Genomic DNA, 14,123 nt, shown 5'->3' with positions numbered 1-14,123 from the left:
TCTATCCTCCAGAATAGGTAAATAAAGACTCTTCGTGATCTTCTGTTACATCAGGGCATCTTGAAAAAGGTGGATGCACCGACAGGTTGAGCGAAGTAACTATTTTACTAAAGGGAACCAGCACTTATTCCTTATCCAGCTTACCCACCAGGGACAGGGTAAAAAACGCTCCCATATACTTAAAGTGCGGACGCACTTTTAAACCGACCCGGTACCAGCCAGGTTCACCTTCCACATCTTCCACTGTTACCTCAGCCGCTCTGAGCGGCCGCCTGCTCCGGACCTCCGGTGCAGGATTATCCATATTGACGACATACTGGGTTATCCAGGTATTCAACTCCCTCTCGAGATCTGCCCGCTCTTTCCAGGTTCCGATATTCTCCCGCTGGATTACTTTCAGGTAATGGGCCAACCTGTTCACAACAAACATATACGGCAACTGCAGCCCGAGTTTATAGTTGAGCTCCGCCTCCTTGCCTTCCTTGCTGATCCCGAAAAATTTTGGTTTCTGCACGGAATTGGCAGAGAAGAATGCGGCGTTGTCGCTGCCCTTTCTCATAGTCAGACCGATAAAGCCCTCTTCGGCCAGCTCATATTCCCTTCTTTCTGAAATGAGGACCTCAGTAGGAATCTTGGTCTGAATGGCCCCCATCGCCTCGTATTGATGCAGGGGCAGGTCTTCCACAGTGCCACCACCCTGTGGACCGATGATATTGGCGCACCACCGGTACTTGGCAAAACTGTCGGTCAAGCGGGCTGCAAACGGGAAGGCTGAATTACCCCAGAGATAATCGTTGTGATCTGCCGAGACGTTCTCTTCGTAATTAAACGATTTCACCGGCTGGGTGTCCGGGCCGTAAGGAAGCCGCAGCAGGAAACGAGGTGCAGTCAGGCCGACATAACGTGCGTCCTCACTCTCACGAAACGACTGCCACTTGGTGTACTGCGGCCCCTCAAAAATAGATTTCAGGTCTTTCAGGTTCGGCACCTCGCTGAAATCCTCCACCCCGAACATTTCCTCCCCGGCTGCGGCTAGAAACGGCGCATGAGACATTGCACCCACACTTGCCAGGTCCTGGAGAAGTTTGATATCCTGTGGTCCTGGTCCGAAATTATAATTACCAACAATAGCCGCATAGGGCTGGCCGCCGAATTGTCCGTACTCAGCCGTATAGGCCGTTTTGTACAAACCGGACTTGACAATTTCCGGCGCATCCTCAAAATCTTCAAGCAGGTCTTCCTTGCTGACGTTGAGAATCTCCAGTTTGATGTTCTCACGAAAATCGGTGTTATCCACCAGGTATTTCATTGAGCGCCAGGCAGATTCAAGTTTCTGGACCTCGGGATGATGCAGGATTGCGTCTAGTTGCAGACTCAACTTTTTGTCGATTTCAGCAATCATCTCATCGACCACGACCTTGGAGATTTTGGGCATCTCCCTACCCGGCTCGATCAACTGTGCTATCAAAGCTTCCAGACCTCTCTTGGTCAGGTCGTACGCTTCGTCAGCCGGTTTGAGTTTAGTGGCATTCACCACCTCATCGAGTATGGACAGCTCCTCGGTTTTCTCAGTTGTCGCCTCAACTGTTGCTTTTTGTTCTTCAGCCATAAAAATACCCCTTTCCTAACCTTTTTTCTCGCCCACACCGATTTCTTTGAGCAACTTCTCCCGAGCCTCATCATCCTTGACCAGTTCCTGAATTTTCTTCCTGAACTCAGGGATATTGGATAGCGGCCCTTTCAAGGAGCCAAGTGCCTTACGCAGTTCAAGGAGTTTTTTCAGCTCTGGCGTCTGCTCGGCAAGAGACTCCGGCCCGAAATCCTTGAGGGATTGGAACTTGAGGTTCACCCCCATCTCGTCTTCGGGATCCTCGGACAATTTATTTGGTACCGTCACGGTAACATCGAGTCCCTGGCCCTCCATCACATCGCTGAAATTGTCCTTATCGATGTTGATCGGCTCCCTGTCTTCGAGCATCCGGTCATCCTTCTTACCGGTAAAATCACCAATCACCAGGAGTTTCAGCGGAAGCTCAATTTCTTCCTGGGCATCGCCGGTAGCCGGACGATAGACTATGTTGACCCTTTCCCGTGGTGCTACGGTTATTTCTTTTGCCATACCTCCCTCCTTTATGTTGATCTGCCTTTCCCGCAGGCTCTATAGACCTGTTTCATTTTCTTTCAAGATTCATCGCTTCAACCGGATCAATCCGGGCAATCCGGGCCAGGACACCATCCGCCCTCTCCCGCGCCGACTTCTCATTTTTAAATCCAGCCCAGACCACCCTTAATGCCTGGATGGCGAGAGCCGGGTCCCACTCTTCAAGTCGAAACTCCCTTACTTCATCCATTATCTGTTCCAGATGCGGCAGGGCATACCTCATTTGCCTGTTGTTCATCAGCAAACGAGCAAGACCGATCCTCCAGAGCAGCCGGTCACGACCTCCACTGTTGCTTTGCAATTCTTTTGTTAAAAGTGCAATAGCCTCCGGAAGCTTTTTTGCTGCAGCCAGGTTCTGGGACTTTTCAAAGAGTTCTGCCATCATGGCACCACCATGAGTCATCGTCTGCATTGCCGGCATTGCCATGGTTGTACTCTGTGCCCCACTCAACCCCTCCAGCCACTGTTTTGTATCCGCATCGGCCATGGGTGAACCATCAGCAAACGTCAACTTAGCAAGCCCCGGCAGGCGGTTCAGTAGACTTGCTGTTTCCTGGCAGACTGCATCATGTGCCTCTCCGAACTGCAGCCCTAATCCAGCCAGGCTTTCAGCGGCAAACCTGTTCAGGTCGAGCCAGAGCAATGCGCCCTTGAATTTTTGTTCCGCTTCCCGAAGAAGTTCTGTCCACTTTTCCAGGCTCCTGAGCTCATAGAGGTACAGTTTCACCTGCTCAAACTCTCCCGGTGGCGGTATCTGAGTCCGATATTCCTCTGCAGGGGGCAACACCTGAATCATAGACCAGCCTGCCACCCTCCGGCATCGGTACCCTCTCGGGTTGGCAGGATCTTTATCAAAATAAAAATCTGCCGCCTGCCGCACTGTCTGAAATGCTCCCCGCAACAGTTTCTCCACCTCAGCAGCCGACATCCTGTCTGTTGTCTCTACAGCAGCAGCCGGGGCAACACGAACCGTTTGTTCAGCCTTTTTTTCCGGTTCTTCTGCAACTTCGGGGACCGCAGGTGGGGGATTCTCGTTTTTTTGCACCTGCAAAGCCGCCTTATTTTCCAGAGCGGGCTCATCTGTTTGCTGCTCTTGCCCTACCGGCATCTCCTTTTCAAAAATTTCCTTTACCGGCAGGTTCTCGACGACACGTTCCAAAGGCCTTAAAAGCGGTGCCTCGTCGAGATACTCCTGTAACCTGCCGTCGATACTGCTGACCGACTCACGCAGGGACAAGAGAAAATCGGGCTCACAAGGTTCCGGCTCAAAGGCCTCAAAAGCAGCTTCACTTTTTTCAAGCAGCCACACCACTGCCGCCACCCTGCCCCGCATCCTCTTTTTTGCCGGATAGAGAGTATCCCAGTACTCTGCGAGCAAACCGTCGAAAACCTGTAAACCGTCGGCAAACCCTTTAATCCTGTTCACATGGATACCGGCAATGGTAAAATAGGCCGCGACCAGCAGGTCTTTACTCCTGGTACTCAGGATATCTGAGGAAAGCTGTCTTACCAGATGCCAGTCCACCCCCGTTGTCGCCGACGGGAGCGACATCTTATCGATCTCGGCCTGCAATTGCTCAAACTCCGGCTCATACCGCACATCAATCCCTGCCGGTTTATCTTCGTTGATTGGTTGCAATTCAGGATATTGCGTATCCATTATCAATCCCAGCAAACGGTGATGTCCCGGGGGACATTTGGGAGACGGGCCTCCCACTGTCTTTTAATCTCAGCAGCCCTGGCAAGTTGCTTTGCCTTCCACGCCTTTTTCATCGCCTCATTTTCCAACTCCTCTGCCTTCCGCTTATCCTCAAGCGACATCAGGATCTCAGCCACATTGGGTTCCTTCTGCCTGCCCTCCTCATCCAGCCCCAGGGCCTTTTTCCTCGCCTCCAGCTGTTCCATAAAGGCCAACAAGGGCCTGCCGCCCTTCGTAGCCCTGAATTTCACCGTAATTGTCCGGACATTGAGTCGTTTGAGGTATTTTTGCTTATCCGGAAAATCAAGCGGTGTATAGGTCACGGAACCATTTCGGTAATCCTGGAGAAACCTGGCAAATGAATGATTATCCTCCCACCTCTTTTCCAGCATCAGGCTGCCAAGCTCTATCTTCAGTGAAAGCTCCCGGCATTCTTCTGGTTTCCAGACAAACTTCTGTCTCACCGGATACTGGAGGTTCATCAGCCGAGTCACCTCCGCGCCGCATACCATCTCAAGCGAAACAGCATGCGGAATCATCTTAGCCCCTTTGTTGACACCAGTAGGACTTGCCTGCACTACCACAGCGTAACTGCTCTTCAGGACAGGTTCGGGAGGAATGGCAGATGCCCGCTCGTTTTTCTTTTTCATGGCCAGCGGCATTTCCTCACTGATACGTAAATCCGGTTTATATTTCGCCAACCGGATCCCATCCGTCATAAATGTAAGGAACTCCTGCCTGAAAGGGACCATCCTGCCAAGGGCCTTGTTTGGATAAAACCCCTGCTCAAGATTCCTTCTTAAAAACGGTTTGGCACTGGTATTCACAAACTCGATGGCCAGGCCGTTCTTTTCAAAAAACTGGTCGTTGAGCTTGGTTTTGTCTTTCACATCCTGCACCTCAACGAGCACCTCTTCCTCCCACAAGGTATTAAGTTTACAGGACGCTTCCAGATAGGAATAATCACGCAGGAACGTCAGCGGCCCGGCCACCAGCCGCCAGATGACCATGGTCTCTTTTGCGGCAGCCGGTTCACTGAGTTCGTTCCGCAGTTTAATCAGGCTTCGCTGCGCCTTGTACATCGGCGTATCGGAAACCGCAGGATCGCTGGTAAAAACCTCCGATGCCAGGGAGAACGATACGTCCCTTGACGAGGTAGCAAGAACCAGTTCGGAGAGGGCATCCCTATAGTTATTAAAGAAAACACCGCTCGCGAGACCAGTTTCCAGCAATTTCCCGGTGGTCTCGGTACCGATTCCCTTCTCGATCTTGCTTAAAGCCTTCTTGCCCTTTTTGGCGACCTTGGCTATGACTGATTTATTTTCCCTGATCGCCTTCTCTCCCTCTGCTTCAAGACGGCTGAGGCCAATCAGATGAAGCAGATGAATCCACTCTTCATCTTTTTCATCAAGAATTTTAAGCTCCTTCTCCATACGGGAAAGAAGGTTGAAATAAGGACCGGTATCAAGCGCCATGGCAGAGGCGGCCTGCTGCCAGGCCAGCTTGTCCTCCAAATCCTGCTCGGCCTGAGGGAATTTTCGGGCAAAATCATACCAAATCTGTTTATACGCCCGGTTATACCAGCTTGCAAACCTGGCCTTATTGGCTGTCAACAGAAGCTTGTCCGGTAATGCCTTCTCGATTGCCTTTATAAAATGATCAATTATCCCCTTACCATCACGGGTAAAGGCAGGAAGAACAGCAATATCCCCCTTGCGTGTAAGGGAGGGCCCCCAAAAGTGAGCTAACGTGAGCTGGTCGCTGCCACTGTTTTCATTGGCCCAGCTGACCAGCCAGTTCAAACTGCTGTCCGGCTGACTCAATACATGGTGCAGGAGCTTTTGCAGCTCCTGCAGCTCTGCTCCCAGTTCCCCCTCATCGGCCTGCCAGGTGAGATAGTGCAGGTACTGGGTTGAAACTCTGCTGCTCAGTTGCGCCACAAGCTCAGAATCTGCAGCAGAAATAAGGGACGCAAACGAAGGCTGGTTCTGTGACACGAGATCATCCAGACTCTCCCCCGCCAGACGTTTCTGAAGCAGGTTGATCCTGTAGGTAAGATGCCCGACCAGATCGCCGATCCGTTCATCGGGTGATGTCGGTGTAATCGAAACGGTATTCCGCTGAAGCTGTTTATCAAAAGGTATTGCAAACTCGCTACGGTAACGCCTGCAGTATTTCTCTTTTATCCGTGCTTCAACCTCTTCACTTTCATTAAGGCCGAGGTGTGGGAACCACCACGTGCTGTTTACATCTTCAATGATCGCAACCCCATTCTGAAACCGCTCCATAATGGCGGTATCGGTTACGATTTCCCCCTGCAGCGTCACAGGATCGGCAAACTCATCTGCTACAGTGCGGAGCGTAGTCAGGTTCTTTACAAAAGAAAAACTGAGCAACCCGCAAATCGAGAGGACGATAGCCGCCCACGCCACAAGACCGATGTTTCGAGTCAACCTGTGCCAGCTTAAGGCCTTGGTCGTTGGACTATAAAGGTTCCTGTCCCTTGCCATGACATCGGCAAAGAGATCGTAGATGAAAAAGCTCCGCTCAACGGGTGGCGGTACGTCCTGAGTCTTTACCAGTCCGAGAGCGCCCAGGAAGCTGGAATACGGGTTTCCTTCCTGCTTGCCGCTGCTGAAATAAATTCCACGCAGGAGAGGTGTCTCCTGATAGGGATTTTCTGAAAACGCACTTTCAACAAACTGGTGAAGATTACCATCTATTACGCCGAATTCATTGGGGAACAACAGCAATTCGGCTCCGGGATCGCCACCTGCAGGTCCGACGCCTTCGGCTGAAAACAGCAGGAGACGAAGATCACGTAGTTTTTTCTGGAGAGAACTGCCGAGTTGACTGAGAAGCCCGGTCACATCACCGGAAAGATCCCGGTTCATAAAGCCCATAACCTGCTGCAGTGACTTTTCAGGCAACCTTTCACAGAAGCTGGTCATCCCCTGGATGAGGTCGCATTTTGTCACCAGTACATACACGGGGATCTTCATGCCGAGTACCCGCATTAACTCATCTACCCTCTGGCGTATCTGCTGCCCATCATCGGCAATACTCTGGGGGTCGGACCTGAGCAGTTTATCGGCGGCGACAGTTACCACCAGTCCATTAAGGGCTTCCCGTTTTCGATATTTCACCAGCAGCGACAGGAATTTCTGCCATTCCTGCCTGTCACGCCCCTCATCAAGGGGAATAGCATACCTACCTGCCGTATCCAGGATAACGGCCTGCTCAAAAAACCACCAATCACAGTTCCTGGTCCCCCCAATGCCTGAGACACTTCGGGTTTCGGCAAACGGGGCAGCCAGACCGGCGTTCCTTATAGCTGTTGTTTTACCGGAATGACTCTCGCCGATAACCATGTACCACGGCAGGGCATAGAGTGGGTTACCCGATCTCCCGAGTTTTGATTTCTGGAGAGTGTCAATGGCCTGCTTCCAACGGTTCTGCAGGTCGTGAGCGGCTACGGAATCACCGGTGGAACCCTGAACAGCCCTATCCTGGGCGATAACATCGTTAACAAAATTTTTCTCCCGCCGTCGCAACAGGACCTTCCTTACCAGCAACCAGATACAGAACAGGCCGAAATATCCGAGGATAAAAAAACAACCGATCCACCATGGATGCTTCAGCCATATCACCAGACCAAAGGTGCCAAGGCCGATAACCAGGATCAGCATGGTCCAGAAAAAAAACTTCAGCAATGAAATGAAAAAATTTTTCATCAGTGTATCGATTTAAGTAGATTCTCACCGACGTTACTCAACACAAATCGGTAAATGTAAAATAGCAGTCCAAAAAGCAGAAGCGGCACGGTTGCCCCCACTACAGAAAGAGCGGTAAACCTGCCCCCTTGATGTGTTGTCCCCCCGGTTTCCCCATCACTGTACCCATCAGGAAACAATCTGGACGAAAGATATTCATCAGGATCTACCGATCCTACGCCCAGTAATTTCAGGTTTGAACTCTTCAATTGCCCAAGCAGGAATTCATCACCCGGGTTGCAGTATCTTCCCGAAAACCCCAAAGCCAGGCAGATATAATAGACCTCCCGTACCTGGAGCTGCTGCGGCTGCAATTCATTTAATTTGTCAAAAAACTGCACCCCTGCATCCACTGTCTGGTAATGCACCCGCTGCAGCTGTTCCCCTTGCCAACGCTGTCTGTCTGGCCAACCCGAACCGAGCATGGTCTCGTCGATCCAGGCAAATACAGCAAACTGTGCCAGATCGAAATCGGTGGTGGACAACCGGTTCACCCTGCACAACTCCTGGCTTTGGGCGATCAACTCTGCCAGATCTCTCTGTACTCTCTCAAAACCCGGCTGTTCACCGGGCGGGAGTTGCCGGAAGTAACTGACATAACCAATGAGTTCTACAAAACAGTCGATCAACACCATGACTACCTCCTACCTGCAATCATCAGCTCTGCTTTCAGGTCCGCCGGTGCACTGTCCCAGAAAATTGCCAGGTTTCTGCCGCTTTGCACCTGCTGCCAGAGGTTGCCGGAGAGATCGATCTGGTAATACACCGCCCCGGTCTTTCGGGGAAGTTCCTGCGGCGGGTTTTCCAGATGGACGGTTTTCACCCCGGGAAGTGCGCGGGCAATAAGGATCGGCAGCGACTCCCTGGCACCCATTTTGGCCATACCGGTGAAGCCCTGCAATTGCGCCACATCCTCGTCGGCCGCCTGCAGTACCAGGTAGAATCGGTTTTGTCCCTCAAAAACAGAAGGGTGCAGGTCCGTCGTATAATACGTCCCGTCATAGATCAGCTCAAAGACATACTCCGGACCCGCTGTAATCTCGTCAAGCAGTCGTATCAGGGTCTTCTGGACTGAATAGAAGCAGTCTGACAGTTTACGATGGTTGTAGACCGGCACAAGTTTCGTCCCGTCTTCCAGCTCACCAAGCACGTTGATCCCTTCCGAAAACGACGACAATTCCCCGACAATCTGGCGCAGGACGCCATATACCGCCCAGGGGTGAACCATTGGGCTTTCGGTAAGATGAAAAAGCAGCGGCACGTATCTATTGAGTGAGCGTAAGGCAAGCAGGTAAACCGTATCCCTGGCACCGAAATCAGCCGTATGAATACCTCGTGAACGTTTATAGGCTTCGAGTTGATGGGTCCGCGCCGTCAGCTGATCCCGGATTTCAACCACCAGCTTATGCAGTGAATCGATGGCGGCGATGTTGACACAAGGAGGGAAGAAACGATTCGCCCGCACCACCTCTTCACCACTTCGGGTCAAGAGAACGACCGGTACCAGCTCAAAATCACCAAGCTGTTCCACCTCACTTTCCCAAAATAGTTTGAGGGCGAAATACATCGACCGTACCTGTGCTTCCGCCCCCCCTTGATGCAGATCGACAATTTCATCCGATTCGGTCGAGGTGACATAGCGAGTTGTCACCTCACCCAAACTTTCCAGGTCGGGCAGGACAGTGACGTTCTCCCCGGCGGGATTCCACTTGCGTAAACCGATGTAAGCCCCCAGCGGCTTCCCTCCCTCAAAAACCCCTTCGTTAAAGGCACGGGAGTCAAGCAGGCTATTCCCCGGAAATGTTGCGACCGTCCCGTCCGCGAACAGGAACTCCCCCTGCTGGATGGAAAGCGACAGGTTACCGAGTGACCCTTCATGCAGTCTCATGGAAGCAACGCCCCAGTAGTGAGGCTGGAGATAAGAGGAGGATGATGCCGCAAGCGACTGCACATAACGGTCTTGCAACTGGAGATGCTGCGGTTGTAAAAACAGCCCCTGATGCCAGAAAAGGGGTTTTTCCATGATTGCCCCCTAATATTTCTGAATAGCAGCAATTTGCTCGGAACCGAGATTGACGATCGCCTTCATCTCGGTGGCCACCGCAGACTTATTATCCTTGGATACCAGCACCGGGATATCGACAACCCGCACCATCCTCATCTTGTCCAGCTTTGCGTATCCGGCGACAAAAGCAATTTTCTGCGTACCGGCAAGCCGATCCATGATAAAGGTCAGATCCTGCTCGGGATGGATGATCAGACGCTTTGCGTTGCGGACACTGGAATCGTAATGTTCACAGTCCAGAAGCTGATATATACCATCCTCGTTCGAAGCCAGTTGGCTCATCATATTGTCATTCGACAACTGATATACGCAAACCATCAGAGTGTGGGGCGACCCCTCACTCATGTTAAGAACACTGTCCGCCTTGAATCGGAGGGTTATTGCATCTTTCTGATACAGCCACTGGGGTTTCGGGGGAGGAGCTTTCTTGGAAGCACAGGATGACAGCAATACCAGGAAACAGATAACCAGCAGCAGATAAAAAATATTCCTTCTCAAGATTTCCCCTCCTCATGTTGACGTGTTGCCCTGTTGCAAACACCTTCAAAACGTTCAAGATATTCGGCAATCCCTCTTCCTGAAGTATGCCACTCCTTCAGGGATGCATAGACCTGGCTGTATCTTTCAAATGCGTCCGCCTTCCTGAGCGGTCCTATCTTCAGACTTCCGGCACAATCTTCAAGAATCCTGTCCGGCGCAAGTTCAGATAATACCTTTTCCATCACCGCAGCATGCGACTCCTTGCCCGATTCATAAGACAGGAGAAAAGCGTGCCTCACACGGTCGATAACCTCACTCAAAGGTCGTTGCGTTTCATCGTCAAGTTGCCCTCCCACCATGGACCGGATTGTCCTGTCAAGAGGAATTTCCCGACCCAACGTACTGTCTATGGCACGCAACAACCGGTTGATACCGTTGAAAATATCGGTAAGCGCGTTAGAGAGCCTCTCTTCCAGCAGTTGCTCATCAAGGCTTTTGGAGGTCGCACTATCACCAAGGATCAAGCGGGTAAAGCGGGTAAGTTCTCCCCCCGAATGCTGAACTGCACCAGGAGTGACTGCAGACGACCGGTCATCAATAATGCTCGATAACTCGTCGAGACAGCTTATTTTCTCCTGCGACGACATTGAGCCCAGCCTCTTTTCGAGATACTTCTCAACCACTTCGCTACCGTCACCTTCCGCTTCACCGACAATTTTTCGGAGCTCGTCTCTCAGGCTGTGCAGCGAATCAACCATTTTCACCCACCTTCCCTGCGCGGCTTAAGAACGACGGTTTCGGTCATGAAGTCCTCTTCATCTGTTGTAACATCAGGCTGTTTGTCGCCGTCTGCCCGACCCGATTCGGCTTTGCCAGCCTTCCGGGTGGCTGGCTTACCGCCCCCTAAAACTACTGTTTCCTCAAGAAAAGGCTGCCCCGTTTCCTCATCTGGGGCCTGAACCTGCTCCCCAACAGGTTTCGGTCTCAGGCGGAGGGTTTCTTCCATCTCCGCAGGTGCCGAAACCTTATCTATTTCTGGTGAAACAACCGTTGCTGGCGTCTGCCCAACAGACGCTGTCTGTATAATAACGGTTTCATCATGATGGATATCGCTGTCATGTACCGGCGCATCCTCTCCCGTCAACACAACCGTTTCGGAGTGAAAATCATGTCCGGTGCTAAAATCACCATTTATGGTTCCATTCTCCCCCGTTGACGTATCGACCTGCCCCAAAGGGGCAAACACTGCTGCCTGAGGCACCGGGTCCACCTCCACCCCCCATTTTTTCTTCAGGCGTTCAATAGCATTCCCGATCGCCCTGTCTTCTTTGCTAAAATCTCCCCTTTCACTACCACCCTTGCCGGTGATAACCAGGGAGCGTAAGGAGTGAAGGCAGGCCTCAATGCGACTGCAGACCTGAGTGGCATCCGGTTGCTGCCCGGTGCAGGCTGAAAGGAGAATATCCCACCCCAACTGCAGGACCTCCCGATAGTTGGTTTCGCTCCCGCCATCAACCTGATAATTTTCAGGTTCCCACAAGACCTGGGCCGGCGGCATAAACTCTAACAGGCCGTCTATATTTATTGTTGATCCCGAATCACGCTCCAATAGTAAAGCCAATTTCCTATATATATCTGACTCATCCTGTTCACTGTTGATACCAAGAACTAAAAACCAGAACATCCCGAACATATGGAAGCTGCCGATCTCTGGAGGCTTAGGCCTTCCATTCAACATATGCGGGTTGCACAACCCAGGAAACACGACAGAAAAACTCCAGAATTTCTGAAAAGAAGAGAAGGGGTCGAATTTCACCCGTACATCGGCAGCAGAGAGGTAGCTTCCTGCCGGAAAAACCAACTCCTCACCGGATAACAACTGGCGTGCCACCTCCCACAAGAAATGTACCTTCAGGTAAAGAACTTCTGTAAAAGCTGCTCCTTTTTCCCATGGCCGTAAAAAACCATTTCCCGGTGTAATAGAGGAAAGTATCGAAACCGGCGACTTCGCTTTGGCCCCGGATCTTTCACGGTCATGGGTTGCCGCCTGGTCAACCGTTGCCCCTGATATCCGAACCAGAAAGTCGCTACCATTGCAATCAGTGGCATCCAAAAGCAGGGCATGGAACGGATAGAAGGAAAATACGGCAACGGTCTGCTCCACTCCAAACCTCTCGCCGAAACACTGCTCCTGGAAGGGGCAGTCACAACACGGAAAACCTGTCCCTGCCTGTGCGGCAAGAGACACCGCACCCAGATCGGCAAGAAGTTGTTTCTCATCGCCAACCTCTGCCACACCCTCTGATTTCCTGACTTTTACGTACCAGGGAGAATCTGTTTGTAGAGAGCAGGACCGGCAATAAAGGTACCGGACAAGCGATTTTGAGTAGAGTGGTAATCCTCTCTGTTGCAGCAAGGTATCATCCCGGCATAACTGAAGAGGTTCCAGGCATTGCCTGCAAAGAGGGCTGAAAAAAACATTGCGCCTGTTACAAAACAGAAGCGGGGAAAACTGTAGAAACCGGCCGACCTCATCAACCTGCTCATTAAAAAGAATACACGTGGAAGTCTCTTTTTGGGAGTGCAGTCGATAGGCGTTCTGCCAGGCTGTGTCTATCTCGATATTGGTCCATGAACCCGCAATATTGCTCTGGCCCGAGACAACATCGGGCTGGATAAACAGATCGACCTTACGGATCAGCGACCCCGCATTCGTCCGCATACCGACCTTAAAGCAGTCGGCCAGCAAACCGCCACTGTAGGCAGGGCAAAACAGTCCCTCGACAAGTGAAGCACGCAGGTCCAGGTAAAGATTTGAGTCCGATCCCTGCAGGTATGTAAGAAGCGATGGTGTCTGCATAACTATTTTTACACAGCGCTGGATTTTGTCTTTCCTTCACACATGCGGCTGACCAAACCCTCAAAACAACAATGCGTGAAAAGCAACAATCTTCTGCTATTACAACACATAACAACGCCAATAGTCAAGACATCTCTTGTTCTTCAACAGCTCAAAATAGCGTTCATTTTTCACATTATCCGATTCCAGGCCCACCCCTTTACCGGAAAATGCCTGCATAACACCCTTTCTATTTCAATAACGGGTTAATTTTGTGTTTTAATAGAGTCATCACTCCTTCTCAAAACTGCTTGCGACAACTTGTATTTTCACGGCAGTACAAACCATTCAACCCCAGTAATAAGGAGAACGACCATGAAAAAGATGTTACTCTTTCTGTCGCTTACTTTCCTGCTTTTCCCCCTCCTGGCGATGGCCAAAACTTTTAACAACCCACAGGTCAATGGCTACGGACTCGACTACTGCAGGGAATGGGGCAAAAACTGCGGAATGCCCGCGGCTACCGCTTTCTGCAAATCGAAGGGGTATGAAAAAGCGGTGAATTTTGAAGTTGTCGAAAACAACCAGAAGACGCGGGTTATTAATGGAGGTATGGTTTGCGACGCTCCCTCCTGCGACCGGATCAGCAGGGTAACCTGTAAACCGAAGCAGGTTACTATCAACAACCCGAAGGTTAATGGCTACGGACTCGACTATTGCAGGGAGTGGAGCAAAAACTGCGGAATGCCTGCAGCCACAGCTTTTTGTAAATCCAAGGGATATCAGAAAGCGGTTCACTTTACCTATAAAAAAGATAACCAGAAAACACGGGTTATTAACGGAGGCCAGGTCTGTGACGCTTCCTATTGCGACCGGATAGACATGGTTGTCTGTCAATAAAGCACCTCAACCATCTTTTGCACTTTCCAGGCATGGTGCGTGCTTCCATGCCTGGAATTGTATTGTCACAATAACAATAAATAGCTTGACAGCATCCCTGAAATAGGGTCAAAATGTTACGCATTGTGGATTTGTGTTACCGCCTTCGAGCGGTTTTTTTCAGCTCACCCGGTAACACGAATCTGAAATTCATATTAAACAGTAGG

Annotated in this window: 10 protein-coding genes; 1 reads left to right on the top strand and 9 read right to left on the bottom strand. The window is 51.1% G+C overall.

All coding sequences use genetic code 11. The annotated features are described in order from the left end of the window. Nucleotides 1-124 precede the first annotated feature (124 nt). The 9 genes from tssC to GA520_RS01090 are packed head-to-tail and all read right to left on the bottom strand — an operon-like array spanning nt 125 to nt 13,038. Entirely contained in the window at nt 125-1,609 is a 1,485-nt protein-coding gene (gene tssC / locus GA520_RS01130) for a type VI secretion system contractile sheath large subunit (RefSeq protein WP_163337191.1), read from the bottom strand. Between the two features lie 15 nt (nt 1,610-1,624). Further along, nucleotides 1,625-2,119, bottom strand: a complete 495-nt coding sequence (tssB, locus tag GA520_RS01125; RefSeq protein WP_163337190.1) for a type VI secretion system contractile sheath small subunit — start codon at nt 2,117-2,119, stop codon at nt 1,625-1,627. Between the two features lie 52 nt (nt 2,120-2,171). Next, nucleotides 2,172-3,821 (bottom strand): type VI secretion system protein TssA, encoded by a 1,650-nt coding sequence (tssA, locus tag GA520_RS01120; protein WP_163337189.1) that lies wholly within the window; start codon nt 3,819-3,821, stop codon nt 2,172-2,174. Nucleotides 3,822-3,823: 2 nt separating this feature from the next. Beyond that, a complete protein-coding gene (locus GA520_RS01115; protein WP_163337188.1) occupies nt 3,824-7,594 on the bottom strand; it encodes a type VI secretion protein IcmF/TssM N-terminal domain-containing protein in 3,771 nt (1,256 codons plus the stop codon). After that, nucleotides 7,594-8,268, bottom strand: a complete 675-nt coding sequence (locus GA520_RS01110; protein ID WP_163337187.1) for a DotU family type IV/VI secretion system protein — start codon at nt 8,266-8,268, stop codon at nt 7,594-7,596. The genes GA520_RS01115 and GA520_RS01110 overlap by 1 nt, the downstream gene beginning before the upstream one ends. Before the next feature lie 2 nt (nt 8,269-8,270). Beyond that, nucleotides 8,271-9,656, bottom strand: coding sequence for a type VI secretion system baseplate subunit TssK (gene tssK, locus GA520_RS01105; RefSeq protein ID WP_163337186.1), 1,386 nt, complete (start codon nt 9,654-9,656; stop codon nt 8,271-8,273). Between the two features lie 9 nt (nt 9,657-9,665). After that, the gene (gene tssJ / locus GA520_RS01100) at nt 9,666-10,196 is read right to left on the bottom strand and encodes a type VI secretion system lipoprotein TssJ (protein WP_163337185.1); all 531 of its coding nucleotides are present in this window, start codon (nt 10,194-10,196) and stop codon (nt 9,666-9,668) included. Next, entirely contained in the window at nt 10,193-10,936 is a 744-nt protein-coding gene (locus tag GA520_RS01095; protein WP_163337184.1) for a hypothetical protein, read from the bottom strand. The genes tssJ and GA520_RS01095 overlap by 4 nt, the downstream gene beginning before the upstream one ends. Before the next feature lie 2 nt (nt 10,937-10,938). After that, nucleotides 10,939-13,038, bottom strand: a complete 2,100-nt coding sequence (locus GA520_RS01090) for a hypothetical protein (protein ID WP_163337183.1) — start codon at nt 13,036-13,038, stop codon at nt 10,939-10,941. Between the two features lie 354 nt (nt 13,039-13,392). Here GA520_RS01090 and GA520_RS01085 point away from each other — a divergent pair, with 354 nt between their 5' ends. Continuing rightward, nucleotides 13,393-13,917 (top strand): hypothetical protein, encoded by a 525-nt coding sequence (locus tag GA520_RS01085; protein WP_163337182.1) that lies wholly within the window; start codon nt 13,393-13,395, stop codon nt 13,915-13,917. The last annotated feature ends 206 nt before the right edge of the window (nt 13,918-14,123 follow it).

The sequence above is a fragment of the Desulfopila sp. IMCC35008 genome, assembly GCF_010646885.2.
GTDB lineage: Bacteria > Desulfobacterota > Desulfobulbia > Desulfobulbales > Desulfocapsaceae > Desulfopila.
The sequence above is the reverse complement of the archived record's forward strand: the minus strand, read 5'-3'. Positions and strand labels throughout refer to the sequence as shown.